We start from the raw sequence: 19771 nt of genomic DNA, 5'->3' as shown, positions 1-19771 counted from the left end.
CGGCTCAGGCAGCGGCGCGTCGGAGATCCGCCTTGAAGTCTTGGTAACAGCGATCAATCCGTTGCCAGAGCGGGCCGGGCTGGCCGGAGCCTACCAGCGCACCATCAAGGCGCGTCACCGGCATCACCTCGCGGGTGGAGCTGCTGATCCAAACCTCGTCCGCCCTACGCAACTCCTGGATCTCAATGTTGCGCTCCACGTGCGGAATTCCAGCGACATCGGCCAGTTCGAGCACCAGATCGCGGGTAATCCCGGCCAACAGCAGCGGTCCTTTGGGCGGCGTGACCAGACGCCCCTCGCGCACGATGAACAGGTTGCTGGTCGAGCCCTCCAGGGCTAAGCCGTCGCGCACCAGGATCGCCTCCTCGGCACCGGCCTCCTCGGCCGACTGCCGGAGTAGAACCGCTGCCAACAGCGCCGTCGCTTTGATATCGCAGCGTAGCCAACGAATATCGTCCCGGGTCACTGCCTCCACACCGCGCTCAGCGACCGCCAGATCACGCGGCTTCATCGGCTTCGTCATCGCCAACACCGTCGGAACCGGCTGACTCGGAAAACGATGATCACGGTTCGGTGCCACGCCACGCGTGACCTGTAGATAGAGCGCTTGATCTGCCTTGGGTGTTGACGACAACAGCCGTTGGAAGATGAGGGACCATTCCGGGGGGGAGAGTGGCGGCGCCAGCCCAATACCCTTGAGGCTGTTGTCTAATCGCTGAAGATGCTCGCGCTCACGTAGGGGCCTTCCCGCATAGGCAGGAATCACCTCATAGACCCCGTCACCGAAGAGGAAACCGCGGTCCATCACGGAGATCCTAGCCTGTTCTGGCGCTACAAAGGCCCCGTTGAGATAGAGCTCGTTCATCAAAAAAGCTTCAGCACTGAATCAACCGCCTGGCGCAGCAAGCCACCGCGATCCACCGCAGCCAGCGCAACCGCGGGCTGGCGATTGATCTCCTTGCCGTGAAGCATGAGCACGATCTCACCAACCTGCTGACCCGCGACAATGGGCGCACTCAACTCGGTAATCGGCTCAAGTTGGGCTGAAAGCTGATCAAAATCACCGCGCGGGATGGTGGCTGCCACATTGGTTGCCGGTCCAACCGCAACCGTCGGCGGATCGCCAGACCAGACCCGCAGCCATTCAAGAGGCTCTCCTCCAGGATAGAGGTGATGAGTCTCGAAGAATCGGAAACCATAGTTCAGGAGCGCCAAGCTATCGGCCACCCGGGCCGCATCACTCTTGGTGCCCATCACCACCGCGATCAACCGCTGACCATCGCGTTTAGCAGACGAGACGAGGCAGTAACCTGCCGCCTGGGTGTGGCCGGTCTTCACGCCATCAACGCCAACACCTCTGCCGAGCAGCTTGTTGCGATTGAACTGATTGATGCCGTGCCAACTGAACTCGGGTTGCGAGTACCAGCGATAATACGCTGGAAATTCGCGGATCATGGCCGCGGTCACGCGGGCAATATCGCTCGGCGTCGTGTAATGGTCCGGGTCGGGTAAGCCGGTGGCATTGGTAAAGTTGCTCTGGCTCATCCCGAGACGCTCCGCGTGTTGGTTCATCAGACCGGCAAAGCTCTCCTCACTGCCAGCAACATGCTCGGCCAAGGCGACACTGGCGTCGTTGCCGGACTGGATGATCATGCCCTTGAGCAGATCCTCAACCGAGATCAGATTGCCAACCTCGATGAACATCTTCGAGCCGCCGGTTCGCCAGGCCTTCTCGCTGATCAACACCTGGTCATCCAGCGCAATATTGCCTGCCGCCAATTCCGAGAAGACAGCGTAAGCCGTCATAATCTTGGTCAAGCTCGCAGGCTCAAGTCGGCTCTCGGCATTCGCTGCCGCCAACAGAGCCCCGCTGTCGTAATCGAGCAGCAGATAGCCTTGGGCACCAACCTCAGGGGCAGGCGGAGTCTCGGCCTGCACTGCAGTGGCAAACAGGCTGGCAAAAAAAATAGAGATGAAGTAATGCATGATGCTGAGTTTAATGGTGCTGAGTGTACCTGCTCACGCGCAACGGCAGCCTTGGTTGCGGCCTAGGGAACGACGACCAGGGGTTTTTCGACCCCCAGCCTGGCCAGTCGCCGGCCAAGCGCATCAGCGTCCCTTCGCGAGCGCACCGGGCCGACCTGCACTTTATAGAGCGGCGTCGGCGCATAACCCGAGGCTGCAGCGCGCACCAAGATGGGCTCTTTGACGCTGCGGGCTAATTGTCGCTTCAACTGTTCGGCATTGCCGCGACTGCCAAAGGCACCGACCTGCAGAAAGATCGGGGCTCCATCCGTCGCCGAAGCCGCCTCGCGGCCGACGGAAACCCTCGTCCGATCGCTCTCCAAAAAAGGGCTCACCGCTGTCGTCGACGAGCGCGTGGAGACGGTCGCTTGCTGTGACCTCGACAAACCCCCAGCCGGCGTTGCTGGGGTTGGCGAGCCTCTCCTGCCAGCCTCGGCAGAGGCGAGCCGCAAAAGCTCTTTTGCATCCTTGCCATGATCGCGCGGATCAATCGAGCGCACCTCCACCTGCGCGGTGCCCGCATTGACCATATCGAGACGCTTTGCTGCCGCATAGGAGAGGTCGATGATGCGATTGCCGACGAATGGACCGCGATCATTCACCTTGACCACCGCGCTGCGGCCATTCTCGAGATTGGTGACCAAGGCATAGGTTGGCAGTGGCAGGCTTTTATGCGCCGCGGTCATTTGGTGCATGTCGTAGCGCTCACCGCTTGAGGTCTTGCGGCCATGAAACTTCTTGCCATACCAGGAGGCCTGCCCGCGCTCGAGATGGTTGCGACTGCTATCTTTGGTGTAGTAACGCTTACCCAAGACCACATAGGTGCGCATGTTTCCGTAGCGTGATTTAGGCTCCACCTTCGGCAAGGCGTCTGGCGCTAGATCCGTCCATGCCGATCCAGAGGTCTCCAGAGTATTCGGCGCACTGCTGCAGCCAGCCAAGGCGATCATCAGCCCAGTCACCAGTACCAGCCTCGGTAGCGCCGGCGATGGGCCAAGTCCGTTCAGAAGGGCGATCATCGACATCTTAGTCCTCCGCTGATGTCTCCGCTGACGCAATCGCCCGACTCAGTTCCACGACGGCAAGCGCATAGAGATTGCTGTGGTTATAGCGGGTGATGGCATAGAAATTGTCAAGCGTGACCCAGTACTCCGGTCCATCGCGATCGAGCTCGATCAGTGCGGCTCGGGCGCTTGGATCGAGCCTTTCCAACGGCTCAACCCCAGCGGCTTCAAGCTGCGCGACGCTCAGGCCCGGCACCAATGGCCGCTTGCCGCCAACCTCAATCCCGGACTTGAGCGCGCTCGGCAAGGTAGCGGCTGAGGCGATCGGCTGTCCTCGTTGCCAGCCATGCTGGGCGAGATAGGCGCCGACGCTGCCAATCACGTCGGCATCGCTTTCCCAAAGATTGCGTTGGCCGTCGCCATCGAAATCAACCGCATAGGCCCGGTAGCTGGAGGGGATGAATTGCGGTTTGCCAACCGCGCCGGCATAGGAGCCACGGACACTGACTGGATCAATGGCCTCCTCACCGGCGAGCAGCAGAAAGGCCTCCAGCTCTTTGCGAAAGAATGCGGCCCGTCGCGGATAGGCGAAACCAAGGGTACTCAAGGCATCGAGCACGCGATGGCTGCCAAGGGTGCCGCCATAATTGGTCTCGATGCCGATGATCGCTGCCACGACCTCCGGCGGCACACCATAGGCTGCCTCGGCCTGAGCCAGCAGGGTCTGATGCTCAGCAAGGAAACGCCGCCCACCCGCAATGCGCTCGGGAGTGACGAACAAGGCCCGGTACTCCCCCCAGGGCTTAGCCTCGTAGGGCCGATTCATCGCATCGATGATCGCCTGCTGATAGCGCGCCTCGGCCATCAATGCCGACAGCTCAGCCCGGTCGAAGCCATGCTTCTCGACCATCTCTGCAACGAAGCGGTCGCGCTCGCTGCCAAAACTCTCCGGCTCGGCAGCCGCGGCGACAGAGGTGAGCAGCAAGGCCATCAGGATGACTGGCCTGGCCCAAGGCCATCGGGTGCGCGGGTGAATCGGCATCTGAGGAACAGTCTTCATAAGATCGAAACGCACTTGAGTATAGGCCGGAACTCACTCTGTTTGAATCAGTTTCCGCCTTGTATGCACCGCCATCAAGACGCCGAACCCCAGCATCAGGGTGACCAATGAGGTGCCACCATAGCTGATCAACGGCAATGGCACCCCAACCACCGGCAGTAACCCGGTTACCATCCCCATGTTCACAAAGAGATAAACAAAAAACACCATGGTGATGGAACCGGCCAAGAGCCGGCTAAAGGCATCCTGCGCCTGGGCCGCGATGGTCAGTCCGCGCAGGATCACGGCGAGGTAGAGAAACATCAGGATCAAGATGCCAGAGAGGCCGAGCTCCTCGCCGATCACGGCAAAAATGAAATCGGTCGAGCGCTCCGGCAAGAACTCCAGCTGTGACTGGGTGCCTTGCAGCCAACCCTTGCCGTAAATCCCGCCAGAGCCAATCGCAATCTGCGATTGAATGATGTGATAGCCCGCTCCCAAGGGGTCGGAGCCAGGGTCGAGAAAGTTCAGCACGCGCCGACGCTGGTAGTCTTGCATCAAAGACCAAAACACCGGCGCCGCCACGGCCGCAAGCACGGCAAAGCTGATGATGAGCCGCCAGCGCAAACCGGATAGGAACAAGGTTGCCACCCCGCTGCTTGCGACTAGCAAGGCCGTGCCTAGGTCTGGCTGCTTGGCGATCAGCAGCACAGGCAACCCAATCAATAAGGCCACCACCAGGATATCCAGCAGCCGCGGCGGGAGCGGGCGCAAAGACAGATACCAGGCCACCATCATCGGTAGGGCAAGCTTGAGGATCTCGGACGGCTGAAATCTGAACACCCCCAGATCGAGCCAGCGCTGAGCCCCTTTGCTCTGTTCTCCAATTAGCAACACCAGCATCAGCAAGCCTAAGCCGAAGAGATACAGGGGCGCCGACCACTGGCGTAGCAAGGCGGGCGACAGCTGCGCGACGCCGAGCATCAGCAGCAGGGCGAGACCGAGCCGGAGGGCTTGTCGCTCAACCTGCCCCGCTGACTGACCGGTCGCGCTGAAGAGCATCAGCAAACCGAAGGCTGAGAGCAGCAACACCAGCAACAGCAACGGCAGGTCGATATGCAGCCTGCTCATCCAGCCTCGGTCGAGCGAATCATGACCGACATCGAGATCAACATTGCGATGTTTAGCCATCGGTGAAGGTCGTCGTCAACGGCCACTGCCATCATCCGCATCCGCCGGAACCGTCACACGTTGATCGAGCAGCCAGCTATCCATCACCGCACGGGCGATCGGCGCCGCCGTTGCTCCGCCATGCCCGCCATTCTCGACAATGACCGCAACCGCAATACGCGGCTCCTCAATTGGCGCAAAACCAACGAACAAGGCATGATCGCGCATGCGCTCCGCGACCTCGGCCTCGTTATAGGTCTCGTTCTGACCAACCGTAAAGACCTGCGAGGTCCCGGTTTTGCCAGCGATGCGATAGGCATCCGTGCGAATGCGGCCTGCCGTACCGCGCCGCCCCTCGACCACATTAGCCATCGCGTCCATGATGGTTTGCCAATGCGAGGGGTCCTGATCCGAGATGGGCCTACGCTTGATCTCGGTGGTCTCCAAGGGAGCCCCGAGGCTAGCACGCGTCGCGCGCACCAAGCGTGGTTGGATAAAGGTGCCGCCGTTGGCAAGGGTTGCCGTCGCTGCCGCAAGCTGCAAGGGCGTCGCCAGAAAGGCGCCTTGGCCAATGCCGACGATGAGCGTCTCACCGGGAAACCAGGGCCGATTGCGCACGCGCCTCTTCCACTCTGGAGAAGGCAGCAATCCACCCAGTTCACCAGCAATATCGGCCCCGGTTGGACGGCCGAAGTTGAATTCGGCCAAAAGATCATCAAGCCGATCGATCCCCATGTCATGCGCAAGCCGATAGAAATACACATCGCAGGACTGAACGATCGCATCCTCCATCGCCAGGGTGCCATGGCCACCACGCCGCCAGCAGCGGTAGCGGTGGGTATGTCCGGGCAATTGAAAGTAGCCACCGCAGTACTTGCCTTGGTTAGCCGTCGTAACGCCCGTCGCGAGCCCGGCGAGCGCGATGAAGGGCTTAACGGTCGACCCCGGCGGATACTGACCACGAACGGCGCGATCGTAGAGCGGACGATCGATGTCGTCGCGCAAGGTCGCATAGGCCTGATACCCAATGCCACCGACAAACGGATTGGGATCGTAGCGCGGCGAACTGACCATCGCTAACACGCCACCGGTCTCTGGCTCGATCGCAACGACGGCCCCCCGGTAGTCACCCAGTGCAGCCGCGGCATCCCGTTGCAGATCCATGTCCAGGAACAGGTGCAGGTCACGCCCTGGCACTGGCGTCTTCTGCTCGCGTTGCTCGAGCACGCGCCCCCGCGCATTGACCACGGCCTGTTGATAACCGACGTGGCCATGCAGCCATTGCTCATGATACTTCTCCACTCCCACCTTGCCGATATGGGTGCTGCCGGCGTAGTCCGAGCGGTCGATCTCTTCAAGTTCCTGCTCGTTGATGCGCCCGACATAGCCGACGAGATGACCGGTATACGGGCCAGCCGGATAATAGCGCGACAGCTCAGCTGTAATCTCGACGCCAGGAAAGCGATGCCCCTGCACTGCAAACCTGGCACGCTCGGTTTGGTTGAGGTCGAGTCTGATGGGGACGCCCTCGAATCGCCGGCGCTGCGGCAGAAGTCGCTCGAAACGCTCAAGGTCGACGTCCGAGATCGGCACCAGTCTCGATAGGGCGGCAATGGTTGCCTCGACATCCCCCACCTTCTCTGGCTCGATCGTGAGCGAGTAAGATGGCACATTATCTGCCAACAACACACCATTGCGATCGTAGATTAGGCCCCGCGTCGGTGGCATCGGTTGAATCTTGATGCGATTATCGTTAGAAAGCGTCGTAAAGTGGTCATGCTGAACCACCTGCAGCTGAAACAGCCGTGCCGCGATCAGCGACAAACTGAGCGCCACCAAGACGGCCAGCAGGATAGCGCGCGCCCGGAACAGGCGTTTTTCCCCGCGACGGTCTTCAAATAGGGTTCCCAGCATCGTCTCGACTCAGCAGGTAAGGGTGCTATTCAGCGCGCGTTGTCGCTCTGACCGGGTCGCTCTGATCGGGTCGCAGCGATCGGGCACGCGCTTGTTTCAGGCTCACTAGACTTCAGGCAATCCAGCTGCGAGGCGCAGCCGGTCAAGCAAAAGGCTTAACCAGGGCCACATCAGCAGACCGACAAATGTCGGCAGCCAATAGGCCAGGGTCGGCGTCGGCTGCCCCATCGCGCCCAAGATCCAGAGTGAGAGCAAGCGTTCGATCAACAGCAACAGCCAGACCGCGACCGCTTGCTGCGAAAGCGGAAAGGCGCGAATACGTCGATGCAGCTCGCCAGCCAAATAGGCCACCACCGAGAGTGACAGCGCATGCTCGCCAAGCAGCGCACCGGAGACCACATCTTGCACGATGCCGAGTGTGAAGCCAGAAAAGACACCAAACCGGGGCGATAACACCAGGCACCAGTAGATCAAGATCAGGACAACCCACTGAGGACGGAAATCGCTCGTCCAGCTCGGCATGGGAAGAATGGTGAGCGTCAATGCCGCAACCAGCGTCAAAAAGACGACCAGTGAACCCCGTGACAAACCGCTCATGAGCGGTTATCCGAGGGCTCAGCGGCATCCGCGGCGTCGGCTGGCTGGTGATTGCGCCCAAACCCTTGGACAGGCTCATCCGGGCCAAAAACGGGATCGAGGGTCCAGACCAGCAGCACCTCGTGGCTGCGATCCAAACGTGCCGTGGGCACGGCATGGACGGTCGCGAAGGAGCTATTTGGATCATCAGCCACCTCGACGATGCGCGCGACCGGATAGCCAGGCGGAAAAACCCCACCCATGCCCGACGTCACCAGAAGATCACCCACGCGAACGTCAGCGTTCTTCGGCAAGTGGTGCAAGCGTAGCCGGTTGACCCGGCCGGTGCCGGTGGCGATGGTGCGCAGCCCGTTGCGGTTAATCTGCACCGGTAGCGCATGGTCGGCATCGGTGATGAGCAGGACCGTCGCCGTCAGCGGATTGGCGACCACCACCTGCCCCATCACCGCATTCGCATCGAGCACTGGCTGGCCCACATAGACGCCAGAGACCGTGCCCTTGTCGACCAAGACCTGCTGTCGATAGGGATCAAGCTCGACTTGCAGCAGTTCAGCAACCAACACCCGATCGCTGACCTTGAAGGAGGAGCCGAGCAGATCCCGTAGTCGGCTATTTTCCGCCTGCAGCGCCATAAACCGCTGCATCTGGCCTCGCAACACGAGGTTTTCGCTCTCCAACAAACTGTTGCGCTCGCGCAGATCGGCCCCTGTGGCGAATTGGGAATCGAAGTCGCGCGCAAGCCGGCTAGGCTGCGCTGCAAGCCATTGCACGGGGTAGACCGCCACGGCGAGCGTCGAACGCAGCCATCCCAGGTAGCGCTCTTGGGCGTCAACGATCATTAGGGCGAGCGCAAACAACACCGCGATCAATAACCGCCATAGCGGTGAGGGGCCATGATGGAACAGCGCGTTGATAGGACGTCTCTCCGCGTTGACTCAAGACTCACCGGCAATGGAGCATCATTACTCGACCGAAAAGACCTCTAGCCCGCGCCGATCCATCATCTCCAGCGCCTTGCCGCCTCCGCGCGCCACGCAGGTCAGCGGGTTTTCAGCCACCACCACCGGCAGCCCGGTCTCCTCTGAGATCAGCCGATCCAGATCGCGCAGCAAGGCGCCCCCGCCGGTCAGGACGATGCCTCGCTCAGCGACATCCGCCCCTAGCTCTGGTGGCGTTTGCTCAAGCGCGTTTTTCACCGCGCTGACGATACTATGCAACGGCTCTTGTAGGGCCTCGAGGATCTCGTTGCTGTTCAGGCTAAAGCTGCGAGGCATCCCTTCTGCGAGATTGCGGCCCCGCACCTCGATCTCGAGCACCTCCTCGCCAGGAAAGGCCGTGCCAATCGAGTGTTTGATGCGCTCGGCTGTCGCCTCACCAATAAAGGTTCCGTAATTGCGCCGGACGTAGTTGATGATGCTGTCATCGAAGGTATCGCCGCCGATCCGCGCCGAACTCGAAAACACGATGCCGTTCAGAGAGATCACCGCCACCTCCGAGGTCCCGCCACCGATATCGAGCACCATCGAGCCCTGTGGCTCATCGACGGGCAGCCCGGCGCCAATCGCGGCCGCCATGGGCTCTTCGATCAGATAGACCTCGCGCGCACCGGCGCCATAGGCCGACTCCTTGATCGCGCGCCGCTCGACCTGGGTCGATCCGCAAGGCACACAGATCAGGACACGCGGGCTCGGTCGGATCAACCGAGATTCATGGACCTTATGAATAAAATACTGCAGCATCTTCTCGGTGACAGTGAAGTCAGCGATGACGCCGTCTTTCAGGGGCCGAATGGCAACGATGTTCTGCGGCGTCCGCCCCCGCATCTGCTTGGCCTCTTCGCCAACCGCGGCAACCGACTTACGGCCCCCGTCCTGATCTTGGCGAATCGCAACCACTGACGGCTCATCCAGCACGATACCCTGTCCGCGCGTGTAGATCAGCGTGTTAGCGGTTCCGAGGTCGATCGATAGATCGTTCGAGAACAGCCCTCGAATACGTCTCAGGAACATCGATAGCTCACTCCAGCGTTATCAGCCGCATCGCGCCCGACGATGACGCGTGAAACTGAGGCGCCGCTGGAAAAGGCGGCGCCGAATCTTTAAGCATTATGCCGTAAATAAGGGATATCTCAGCGCCGACGGTACGCTGATCGAGCCGCAGGGTTCGGACTCGGCGCAGGCGGCGTCAGTTAGCTCGGCGACGCTGAACAGCACAGCCTAGCCGAAGCAGCGCGATGGTCGGGATAGACAACGTCGCTTCTCGTCGATGATCTCCCGAATGAAACACTGCCTAATCTAGCAACGGAGCTTTCGCCGAGCAAGCAGATCATCGGCCGCTCGGTCGAGCGACCTCGAGCGAGCAAGCCTAAACCAACCGACCAGGGCCAGCGGATTCGGCTGCTCTCGCCTGCCCGGCCCCGGCTGCTTGTGGTAATTTGATGTTGACCACCGACTTCCACCCAGGTCGGACAGCAGCCCTAAGCATCCCTGCAGACCTCAACCCAGCACCTTTTTACCATGGCCCTTGACACCAGCGACGTTGCCAAGATCGCGCACCTCGCCCGGCTCGCCGTCAGCGACGGCGAGCTCGATCACTTCAGTACCGAGCTCAGCAGCATCCTCGACCTGGTCGAGCAGATGAGCGCTATCGACACCACTGGCGTCGAGCCAATGGCCCATCCGCTGCGCATGGCGCAACGATTGCGGCCAGATCGGGTCACCGAGGCGAACAACCGCGACTCATTCCAACAGATTGCACCCCAGACCGAGGATGGTCTCTACCTGGTCCCAAAGGTGATCGAGTGAGCCTGATGACTGAACCATCGATTCCAGCGCTCAGTGCCGCCCTTCGCGCTCGCGAGTTCTCGGCGCGTGAACTAACCGAGGAGTATCTCGCGCGCATCGAGCGGCTCGACGATCAGATCAACGCCTACATCACGGTCACCGCGGAGCAGGCGCTCGCCGCAGCCGAGCAGGCCGATCAACAACTTGCTGCAGGCGCCGCAGGGCCGCTGACCGGCATCCCGATCGCCCACAAAGACATCTTCTGCACCCATGGGGTCAAGACGAGCTGCGGCTCGCGCATGCTCGACAGCTTCATCGCGCCCTACGATGCCACCGTCGTCCAACGTCTGCAGGCCGCAGGCATGCCCATGCTGGGCAAGACCAACATGGACGAATTCGCGATGGGCTCATCGAACGAGACCAGCTTCTATGGTCCGGTGCGTAACCCTTGGAGCCACGAGCGGGTTCCGGGTGGTTCTTCCGGCGGCTCGGCAGCGGCAGTTGCCGCTGGACTCTGTGTTGCCGCCACCGGCACAGATACCGGTGGCTCGATCCGTCAGCCCGCAGCCTTCTGCGGCGTCACCGGCATCAAACCGACCTATGGCCGTTGCTCGCGCTGGGGCATGATCGCCTTCGCCTCGAGCCTGGATCAGGCCGGGGTCTTTGCCCGCAGCGCCGCCGACGCCGCGCTGGTGCTGCAGGCGATGGCCGGCTTCGACGAACACGACTCGACCAGCGCCCATGCGCCAGTGCCAGACTATGCTGCGCAGCTCGAAGAGCGCATCGATGGGCTCAAGATTGGCCTGCCAAAAGAATACTTCGGCGAGGGGCTCGATCCCGACGTCGCCGCCTCGGTCGAGGCTGCGATCAAGGAATACGAGGCCCTCGGCGCTAGCGTCCGCGAGATCAGCCTACCGAATGTGCCCCTGTCGGTGCCGGTCTACTACGTCGTTGCTCCAGCCGAATGCTCATCCAACCTCGCCCGCTTCGACGGCGTACGCTATGGCCACCGCTGCGATGCCCCAGAGGATCTCGAAGACCTGTATAAGCGCAGCCGCGCCGAAGGCTTCGGCCCCGAGGTCAAGCGCCGCATCATGATCGGCACCTATGTCCTCTCCGCTGGCTACTACGACGCCTACTACCTCAAGGCCCAGCAGCTCCGGCACCTGATCAGTGACGATTTCCGCCGCGCCTTCGAGCAGGTCGACGTGATCATGGGGCCAACCACGCCGAGCACCGCGTTCGCGTTGGGCGCTAAGTCCAATGACCCAGTCGCGATGTACCTGAACGACATCTACACCATCGCCACTAACCTAGCCGGCCTGCCAGGTTTGTCAATCCCAGTTGCGCCCGTTGATGGCATGCCAGTCGGCCTGCAGCTGATTGGAGACGTCTTTCAGGAAGGGCGTCTGCTCAACATCGCCCATCGGTTGCAGCAGGCCACCGACTGGCATCGGCTAACGCCCGGCCTCGCGGCCAACCGCTAAAGCCTGCGGGCTTCTTAAGATTGACACTACAGGCCATACGCGACATACTGAGCGGCTAGGCGTTTGAGCGCCACCGAACATTTGATCCGCCAAGCTTAGGAGATCACTCTTGGCCAATACCGCACAAGCTCGCAAGCGCGCCCGTCAGGCGGAAAACCATCGCCAACGCAATGCCGCGCAGCGCAGTACCTTGCGTACCGCGATGAAGAAGGTCTTGAAGGCTGCTGCTGCTGGCGATCACGCCACTGCGACTGCTGCCTACCAAAAGGCCGTTCCGGTGATCGATCGTGCTGCCGGCAAGGGTCTGATCCATGCCCATAAGGCCGCGCGTCATAAGTCCAGGCTGAATGCCCGCGTCAAGGCGCTGGCTTCCTGATTCCTGGCCTGATTCAACGCGGTCACCTGTTCGCTGGGCTGCCATCGCCAGCGACCGGCGAGGTCTTCGAAGAGCTGCTGCGGTGTCGCAACCTGCGCATCGAGCGTATCACCAGTAGCGGCAAGCCTGAGCCTGTCCTCTACGATCAGGCCCACGACGAATGGGTCCTGCTGCTGAGCGGTGAAGCACGGCTTGAGATCGCGGGTGAGGCGATCACGCTGAGCCGCGGTGATTACATCTTCATCCCGGCTCACACCCCGCACCGCGTCTTGCAGACCGCACAGACCTCTGTCGAGCCGACCTCGGCTGATCCAGGCTGTACCTGGCTGGCGATCCACCTCGAGGCCTAAGGTGCCGCACCTCTTCGTCGCCGTCACTGCGCATGGCTATGGCCATCTTGCACAGGTCGCGCCGGTCGTCAGCGAGCTAAAGCGCCGCCTCCCGAATCTCGAGATCAGTCTGCAGGGCAACATTGCCCCGGCCTTCGCTAACGCTCGGCTGCCAGCGGGCTATCATCACATCCCATCCGCGGCCGACGTGCCGCTGCCGATGCAGGGCCCCTTGACGACGCGGTGGGTCGAGGGACTGGCGGACTATGTGGCGTTCGACCTGGACTACCCAGCGCATCAGGCGCGACAGCGCCAATTGTTCGAGCAGGCGCGCCCCGATCTGGTGCTTGCGGACATCCCCTGGCTACCGCTGGATGTCGCCCGTTCGATGGGCATTCCCTGCGCTGGACTCTGCTCGCTGAGCTGGTACGACATCCTTATCGAAAGCCCGGTTGGCTCGCAACTGCCTGCAGCATTGGCGCAGCGGATGCAAGGCGCCTATGGTGGTGCCGACCTCTTCCTGCGGCCCGCACCCTCGATGCCGATGGGCTGGCTGCCGAACGGGCGCGATATCGGGCCGATCGCGCAGCCATACCGGCGCGATCCGGTTGGTTTACGTCAGCGTCTCGGGCGACCCGCCATTGAACAACTGGTGCTGATGCAGTTCGGTGGGACCGGACGCTTACAGCTCGGCGGCGGCCCGACATTGATCGAGGGCGTGCGCCTGCTGAGTCCCGATGCAGACGCGGGGCTTGGACGTGATGACCTGACCCTGATCGGCGCCGATGGCAACAACGTCCTCAAGGTGCTCGCAAGCTGCGATGCCCTGATCACCAAGCCTGGCTACGGCACCTTTGCCGAGGCTGCCTGCAACGGCATCCCGGTACTGTCAGTCGAACGTCAGGATTGGCCGGAAAGCCGCTGGCTAGTCGACTGGCTCGCCGATCAGGTGCCACTGCGCGAGATCAGCGCAAGCGACTTTGCTGCCGGCCAGATTCGCGAGCCGCTGGGTGAATTGCTCGCTGAGGGCATCGCTGAGCCAGTTGCGCCGACGGGGGTCGCCGAGGCTGCCGATCTGCTTATCGACCTACTGAGCTAGAGAGTCTGCCGAAACCCAACAGCCATGAAACCCGGGCGGGATGGCGTGCGGCAGCTCAATCGTCGCTTGGATCGCCAGATCCGCCGCGCGCAGCACCAGCAGATCCGAGCGTCGCTCGGCACCGCGATAGACCAGGCTCAGTAGCCAGTCCTCCTGATCCGGTTGCGTTGCGGTTGGAATGGGCTCTCCCGGTAGGTCGGCGCCAAGATCTTGCTGGGTCAACTCGCCGGTCTGGGTATCGAAACGCTGTACCGCGCTGAAGAACGGAAGCCTGCGACCGACTGGCGTGCCGATGCCATAGATCTGCTGCCGCTCGGCGCCGAGTCGGCCCGGGCTGACAGTTGGCAGCTCGAAGCCGACCTCCTCGCTGCAAGGACTGAGCGAGCAACGATTGGCTGCGGGATCGATCTGAAGCCGTTCCAGCCGAGGCAGCCCATCGCTCTGCTCGACCTCGCGAAAAAAGCCCTCGACATCACCCAAGGCCGGAAACCGAGGATAACGGATCACGCGCAGATCGAGGCCGCCGTCGTCGCGGTCACAGGCCGCGGCGATGTGGAAGACGAAGCCCGGCACCGCATCGATCAGTTGCGTCGGTCCGCCTTCACGCGGTACCAGCAAGGCCTGCATCGGCCGCTCTGTCTTCAGCTTCAGCGAGGCCGCCGGGCTCTTGAGCCCGAGCAATGCGCGCGGGATATCGAAATCGGCGAAAGGCAGCAAGACGCAGATCCAGTGCGCGGTCACGGCGATATCGTGCACGAAGCTGAAGCGATCAAGCTGATGAACCTCGGGGGTTGTCATCACTCCCTGGGCATCGACCCGATACAGTAGCAACCGGCTCGGACGCCCGAGCACCAATCCGAAATTGATCAGCTCGCCCGTTTCCGCATCTTGCTGCGGATGCGCGGAGAATGGCAGCAGCGGCGTGCTCCAACGGGACAGTGGATCGAACCGATTGCAGAGTTGGCCGGCAAACTCCTCTTCGCCCTGGGTCGCTAGCGTCACTGGGTCCAAGCGATGCGGGGCGCCACCTTCCCAGAGTGCCAGCAGCCGCTTGCCATGCCAGACCACATTGGTATTGGCAGCATTCTTGAAACGCAGCCGGAAACCATTGGCCAAGAGACCACCCGGTTTCTGCGTGCCGAAGCCACGCCAGAGCATGCGCCCAGCAGCCTCTTCCGCGCAAAAAGCCCGGGTGCGAACGAAGCGATTGGTATAGCGTACCCGACCTGGCGTGAACTCGAAGCGACAGAGGTGACCATCGCCATCGAAGTTATGACCATAGGGCACTCCGCCGCGCTCGAAGCGTCCCGGTCCATTGCGATAGAGCACGCCATTCAATGCAGGGGGCAGCTGACCCGAGACGCTCAGCTCGAGATCGGTATACTCGCGCTCCACCGGCGTCATTGCTTCCGCCAGTATCTTCAACATCTCAGCGCGATGGATGGTCATGAGGGATCTCGAGTTCTTGAAAACAGCGCGAGCACAAGAGGTCATCCAGCGGCTATCACAGGCGGCACTCTGGAGCTGCGTCTTGGTCGTTGCCTACTTGGCCTTTCTGCCAAGCGCGGACCCGATCGGCGCCTCCTGGGATAAGGCCAATCACCTGCTGGCCTTCGCGGTGATGGCTTGGCTGGCCGATCTCGGCTGGCCAGCGAGGCGGCAAGCCAGTCTCCGCTGGGGGCTGCTGCTTGGCTATGGTTTACTGATCGAGACGGTACAGCACTTCATCCCGCTGCGACACTTCTCGCTGCTTGACTGGGTTGCTGACGGAATAGGGATCCTGATCTACCTTGGCCTAAAGGCCCGTTGGCAAGGTTACCAGCGTTCGAGCGCATTGAAACACTGAACAGCTCGGGTTAGCAGGCTCCGTCAGCCGATCGAGCTGGCCTTCCTCGCTGCGTCCTATCCGGTCCTTGCTGTCCAGCCTTTACTATCCAGCCTCGATTCCCTCGACCCGCTGGAATCCGCGCGGCAATAAGGCGCCTCGTCGCCCACGCTCAGCCTGATAACGCGCGATATCAGCCGGCTTCAGCGTCAGTTGACGCTTGCCGCTGAAGACGCTCAGACTGGCTCCTGTCGGCAAGGTGCAGATCGCCGCGACCACCTCCTCGCGCGCCTTCAAGCGGGCGCTTGGGATGCCGATCAGCTTATTGCCCTTGCCGCGCGTCAGCTCTGGCAGCTCCGCTGCAGGGAAGACCAGCAGATGGCCCGCCGTCGTCGCGATCGCGACCAGCGCATCCGGTTCGCTCACCAACAGCGCCGGCGGCAGGACTCGAGCACCCTCGGGCAACATCAATACCGCCTTGCCTCCTCGCGGCTTGGCGATCAAGGCCTCGAGCGCGCAGATAAAGCCATAGCCTGCGTCCGAGGCCAGCACGAGGCGCTGGGTCGGATCGCCGCCGAGCACCCTGATGAAACTCGCGCCCTTGGGCGGATCGAGCCGCCCCGTCAGCGGTTCACCCTGACCCCGCGCCGAGGGCAGCGAGTGCGCCGGCAGCGAATAACTTCGTCCGGTGCTGTCCAGAAAGACCGCAAGCTGATTGCTGCGCAGCCGCGCCGAAGACAAGAAGCGGTCGCCGGCCTTGTACGATAGGCTGGCGCCATCGATCTCGTGGCCTTTGCCTTGGCGCACCCAGCCCTTCTCCGACAGCACCAGGGTCACCGGCTCGCTCGGCGCCAGCTCGGTCTCGTTCAGCGCTGCCGCTAGCGGTCGCTCGGCCAGCGGCGAGCGGCGCTCATCGCCGAACTGCTTGGCATCTTGCTTGATCTCGTCGATGATCAGGTCGCGCAGTTGGGTCTCTTCGCCAAGGATGGCCTGGATGCCATCGCGCTCCTTGGCCAGTGCATCCTGCTCGCCGCGGATCTTCATCTCCTCGAGCCGTGCGAGCTGGCGCAGCCGGGTGTTGAGCACATAGTCGGCCTGTACCTCGGTGAGTGCGAAGCGCGCCATCAGCACCGGCTTGGGCTCGTCCTCGGTACGAATGATGCGAATCACCTCGTCGATATTCAGAAAGGCAATCAGCAGGCCGTCCAACAGGTGCAGCCGCTCGAGCACCTTGTCGAGCCGATACTGCAGCCGGCGGCGCACCGTGCTGCGCCGATAGCTCAGCCATTCGGTCAGGATCCTGCGCAGGCTCATCACCCGTGGTCGGCCATTGAGCGCGATCAGGTTCATGTTGACCCGATAGCCGCGCTCGAGATCAGTCGTCGCGAACAGGTGCGACATCAACCGGTCGACATCGATGCGATTCGAGCGCGGCACCAGCACCAGCCGGGTCGGGCATTCGTGGTCCGACTCGTCGCGCAGATCCTCGAGCATCGGCAGCTTTTTCGCCTGCATCTGCGCGGCGATCTGCTCCATGATGCGACTGCCGGAGACCTGATAGGGCAGCGCCGTGATGATGATGTCGCCCTGCTCCAGCTCGTAGCAGGCGCGCTGCTTGATCGAGCCATGCCCGGTCTCGTACATCCGCCGCAGCTCCGCCGGCGGCGTGATGATCTCGGCCGCGGTGGGAAAGTCCGGCCCGGGGATATAGCGCATCAAGGCATCCAGCTCGGCATCCGGATGCTTGAGCAGGTGGATGCAGGCCTTGGCGACCTCGCGCAGATTGTGCGATGGGATGTCGGTGGCCATGCCGACGGCGATGCCGCTGGCGCCATTCAGCAACAGGTTCGGCAGCCGGGCCGGCAGCGTCTTTGGCTCTTCTAGGGTGCCATCGAAGTTCGGTTGCCAGTCGACCGTGCCCTGGGCGACCTCGGCGAGCAGCACATCGGCATAGGGCGTGAGACGCGACTCGGTGTAGCGCATTGCCGCGAACGACTTGGGGTCATCCGGCGAGCCCCAGTTGCCCTGGCCATCGATCAGCGGATAGCGATAGCTGAACGATTGGGCCATCAGCACCATCGCCTCGTAGCAGGCGCTGTCGCCATGCGGATGGAACTTGCCAAGCACGTCGCCAACGGTACGCGCCGACTTCTTGAACTTGGCCGTGGCCGTTAGACCGAGATCGGACATCGCATAGAGGATGCGACGCTGCACGGGCTTGAGCCCATCGCCGATATGCGGCAAGGCCCGGTCCAGGATCACGTACATTGAGTAATCCAGGTAGGCCTTCTCACTGAACAGGTGTAGCGGCAGGCGCTCGAGGCCTTCGGGGCTATAGATGGTAGTTTCGGTCATGCAAGGCCGGTCGGCGCGGGGCGAGTCTGCGGTTAGAGCCTGTCAGGCGATTGGCCGACCATCTCGTACCGACTGGTGCAGGATGGTCGTTTACTTTCAGTAAAGGGTCGCTATCTCAGTGCGCAATGGTCGCGACACCATGGCCGAGCGAGGCGCTGACGATCATCGCCATGAAGGTCAAGACGACCCAGGTCATGGCGCCGGCGATCAGATCATCGGCAATGATGCCGAGCCCACCCTTAAAGCGCTCCTCGGCCCAGCTCACCGGCCAAGGCTTATAGATGTCAAACAGGCGGAACAGCAGAAAGCCCATGAGAATCCAGGCCAGACTGACCACGGGGGCGGCAGCCATTGCGACCAGGAAGCCGACGACCTCGTCCCAGACGATGGACGCTGGATCATCTTCGCCCATCTCGGCGGCGACCTTGTCACAGGCCCAGAGTCCGACGCCGATCAGCACCGCAAGGGCGACCAAGTAGGATAAGCCTGGCAGATGGGCGAGTACCAGATAGATCGGGATCGCGACTAGGGTGCCCATGGTGCCAGGCGCTATCGGCGAGAGGCCGGCACCAAAGCCATAGGCGATGAGGTGGTCGGGACGGCTGGGTTGGAACGTCGGACTGACGACAGCGTTGGAAGTTGGGGTCGTGCTCATCAGTGGTCTCCTTAGGCTTAAGATATCGAGGCGGTTAGATTGAGAGGGTGAAGATGTTGGGGAAGCCCATCCTTAACGGGGCGTTGTTGCCCTGATCGTCGCCGATCAAACGGCAAAATGATCGTAGCCACTGCGCTCGCTGTGCCATTGATGGCCATCGGCAGTCATCCAGCGCAGGCCTGGTCGGGTTTCGATCTCGCCGATCTGCGTCAGCGGACAGCCGGCAGCGGCCGCAAGGACCTTCAGTTCAGCAAGATGCGACTTGGGTATGGTAAAGCAGAGCTCATAGTCATCGCCGGCCATCAGCGGTAGCGACCAGTCGCCACTGGCTGCAACCTCGCCCGCGACCTGATCGGCGAGCGGCAGGCGGTCGAGCTCGATACGGGCGCCGCAGGCGGAGGCGCTGAGGAGATGACCCAGGTCTGAGGCGAGGCCGTCTGATAGGTCAATCGCTGCGGTCGCAACCCCGCGCAGCACCTCGCCCAGGGCCACCCGCGGCGTCGGCCGCTCTAGGCGCTGGCGCAGATACTCGCCAAGCGGCTCACCGCGCTGCAGATGCTGCAGGGCGAGCCCAGCATCGCCGAGCGCGCCGCTGACGCAGACGAGATCGCCGGTGCGCGCGCCGGAACGGCGCAATGCATGGCCCTTGGGCACAAGGCCATGCACCTGCACCGAGATGCACAGCGGGCCTCGAGTCAGATCGCCGCCAACGAGGCGCAGATCCTCATGGCGTGCCAGCTCCGCAAAGCCGCGCGCGAAGGCCTGTAGCCAAGGCTCGTCCGGCTCGGGCAAGGTCAGCGCCAGGGTCGCCCAAGCCGGCTCGGCGCCGACCGCCGCCAGGTCACTGAGGCCCACCGCGAGCGACTTATGTCCCAGACCTTCGGGGTTGGTATCCGGCAGGAAGTGGACGCCGGAGACCAGGGTGTCGATACTGACGGCAAGCTCGCGATCGATCGGAATCTGGAGCAGGGCGCAGTCATCGCCGAGATCGAGCAACACGTCATCGCGCTTGCTCCCAAGGCCGGTGAGGTGTCGCTGGATCAGATCGAATTCAGACATCGCGATGGCTCTCAACGGGTGCGGCTGTTATCGGCTCAGTCACCGCCCATGATG

Annotated in this window: 19 protein-coding genes; 6 read left to right on the top strand and 13 right to left on the bottom strand. The window is 62.2% G+C overall.

Annotation, left to right across the window (positions count from 1 at the left end):
- Window positions 1-4: 4 nt before the first annotated feature.
- The 9 genes from VBE63_RS03675 to VBE63_RS03635 form a co-directional block, all read right to left on the bottom strand.
- A complete protein-coding gene (locus VBE63_RS03675; RefSeq protein WP_323681637.1) occupies window positions 5-865 on the bottom strand; it encodes an aminotransferase class IV in 861 nt (286 codons plus the stop codon).
- Entirely contained in the window at window positions 865-1986 is a 1122-nt protein-coding gene (locus VBE63_RS03670) for a D-alanyl-D-alanine carboxypeptidase family protein (protein WP_323681636.1), read from the bottom strand. The genes VBE63_RS03675 and VBE63_RS03670 overlap by 1 nt, the downstream gene beginning before the upstream one ends.
- A 62-nt stretch (window positions 1987-2048) precedes the next feature.
- On the bottom strand, window positions 2049-3050 hold the full coding sequence (locus VBE63_RS03665; RefSeq protein WP_323681635.1) for a septal ring lytic transglycosylase RlpA family protein: 1002 nt from the start codon (window positions 3048-3050) through the stop codon (window positions 2049-2051).
- 1 nt (window position 3051) lies between these two features.
- On the bottom strand, window positions 3052-4089 hold the full coding sequence (gene mltB, locus VBE63_RS03660) for a lytic murein transglycosylase B (RefSeq protein ID WP_323681634.1): 1038 nt from the start codon (window positions 4087-4089) through the stop codon (window positions 3052-3054).
- Window positions 4090-4122: 33 nt separating this feature from the next.
- A complete protein-coding gene (gene rodA, locus VBE63_RS03655) occupies window positions 4123-5259 on the bottom strand; it encodes a rod shape-determining protein RodA (RefSeq protein WP_323681633.1) in 1137 nt (378 codons plus the stop codon).
- 15 nt (window positions 5260-5274) lie between these two features.
- Window positions 5275-7152, bottom strand: coding sequence for a penicillin-binding protein 2 (gene mrdA / locus VBE63_RS03650; RefSeq protein WP_323681632.1), 1878 nt, complete (start codon window positions 7150-7152; stop codon window positions 5275-5277).
- Between the two features lie 105 nt (window positions 7153-7257).
- A complete protein-coding gene (mreD, locus tag VBE63_RS03645) occupies window positions 7258-7749 on the bottom strand; it encodes a rod shape-determining protein MreD (RefSeq protein WP_323681631.1) in 492 nt (163 codons plus the stop codon).
- Window positions 7746-8654: a rod shape-determining protein MreC gene (gene mreC / locus VBE63_RS03640; protein ID WP_323681688.1), complete on the bottom strand. Its 909-nt coding sequence runs from the start codon at window positions 8652-8654 to the stop codon at window positions 7746-7748. The genes mreD and mreC overlap by 4 nt, the downstream gene beginning before the upstream one ends.
- Window positions 8655-8711: 57 nt before the next feature.
- Window positions 8712-9758, bottom strand: a complete 1047-nt coding sequence (locus VBE63_RS03635; protein WP_323681630.1) for a rod shape-determining protein — start codon at window positions 9756-9758, stop codon at window positions 8712-8714.
- Between the two features lie 507 nt (window positions 9759-10265).
- On the opposite strand from VBE63_RS03635, the gene gatC reads away from it, so the two are divergent.
- The 5 genes from gatC to VBE63_RS03610 all read left to right on the top strand — a co-directional run bounded on the left by gatC (window position 10266) and on the right by VBE63_RS03610 (window position 13823).
- Window positions 10266-10553: an Asp-tRNA(Asn)/Glu-tRNA(Gln) amidotransferase subunit GatC gene (gene gatC / locus VBE63_RS03630; protein WP_323681629.1), complete on the top strand. Its 288-nt coding sequence runs from the start codon at window positions 10266-10268 to the stop codon at window positions 10551-10553.
- A gap of 5 nt (window positions 10554-10558) precedes the next feature.
- Window positions 10559-12019 (top strand): Asp-tRNA(Asn)/Glu-tRNA(Gln) amidotransferase subunit GatA, encoded by a 1461-nt coding sequence (gene gatA, locus VBE63_RS03625; protein WP_323681628.1) that lies wholly within the window; start codon window positions 10559-10561, stop codon window positions 12017-12019.
- A 109-nt stretch (window positions 12020-12128) separates the two neighbouring features.
- Window positions 12129-12395, top strand: coding sequence for a 30S ribosomal protein S20 (gene rpsT / locus VBE63_RS03620; RefSeq protein ID WP_323681627.1), 267 nt, complete (start codon window positions 12129-12131; stop codon window positions 12393-12395).
- Window positions 12392-12745, top strand: a complete 354-nt coding sequence (locus tag VBE63_RS03615; RefSeq protein ID WP_323681687.1) for a cupin domain-containing protein — start codon at window positions 12392-12394, stop codon at window positions 12743-12745. Before rpsT ends, VBE63_RS03615 begins: the two co-directional genes overlap by 4 nt.
- Before the next feature lies 1 nt (window position 12746).
- Window positions 12747-13823, top strand: coding sequence for a hypothetical protein (locus VBE63_RS03610; protein ID WP_323681626.1), 1077 nt, complete (start codon window positions 12747-12749; stop codon window positions 13821-13823).
- Here the strand turns inward: VBE63_RS03610 and VBE63_RS03605 are convergent.
- On the bottom strand, window positions 13812-15272 hold the full coding sequence (locus VBE63_RS03605; RefSeq protein ID WP_323681625.1) for a carotenoid oxygenase family protein: 1461 nt from the start codon (window positions 15270-15272) through the stop codon (window positions 13812-13814). The genes VBE63_RS03610 and VBE63_RS03605 overlap by 12 nt on opposite strands.
- On the opposite strand from VBE63_RS03605, the gene VBE63_RS03600 reads away from it, so the two are divergent.
- Window positions 15271-15669 (top strand): VanZ family protein, encoded by a 399-nt coding sequence (locus VBE63_RS03600; RefSeq protein WP_323681624.1) that lies wholly within the window; start codon window positions 15271-15273, stop codon window positions 15667-15669. The genes VBE63_RS03605 and VBE63_RS03600 overlap by 2 nt on opposite strands.
- An 84-nt stretch (window positions 15670-15753) precedes the next feature.
- Here VBE63_RS03600 and parC read toward each other — a convergent pair whose 3' ends face one another.
- The 3 genes from parC to thiL all read right to left on the bottom strand — a co-directional run bounded on the left by parC (window position 15754) and on the right by thiL (window position 19717).
- Entirely contained in the window at window positions 15754-18003 is a 2250-nt protein-coding gene (gene parC / locus VBE63_RS03595) for a DNA topoisomerase IV subunit A (protein WP_323681623.1), read from the bottom strand.
- A 115-nt stretch (window positions 18004-18118) separates the two neighbouring features.
- Window positions 18119-18658 carry a phosphatidylglycerophosphatase A gene (locus tag VBE63_RS03590; RefSeq protein WP_323681622.1) on the bottom strand — a complete coding sequence of 180 codons (540 nt, stop codon included), beginning with the start codon at window positions 18656-18658 and terminating at the stop codon, window positions 18119-18121.
- A gap of 105 nt (window positions 18659-18763) precedes the next feature.
- Window positions 18764-19717 (bottom strand): thiamine-phosphate kinase, encoded by a 954-nt coding sequence (gene thiL, locus VBE63_RS03585; RefSeq protein ID WP_323681621.1) that lies wholly within the window; start codon window positions 19715-19717, stop codon window positions 18764-18766.
- Window positions 19718-19771 lie beyond the last annotated feature (54 nt).

The sequence above is a fragment of the Lamprobacter sp. genome (genome assembly GCF_034860625.1).
In the GTDB taxonomy this organism is placed as follows: Bacteria; Pseudomonadota; Gammaproteobacteria; order Chromatiales; family Chromatiaceae; genus Lamprobacter.
Note: the sequence above shows the minus strand (reverse complement) of the source record. Positions and strands in the feature narration are given on the sequence as shown.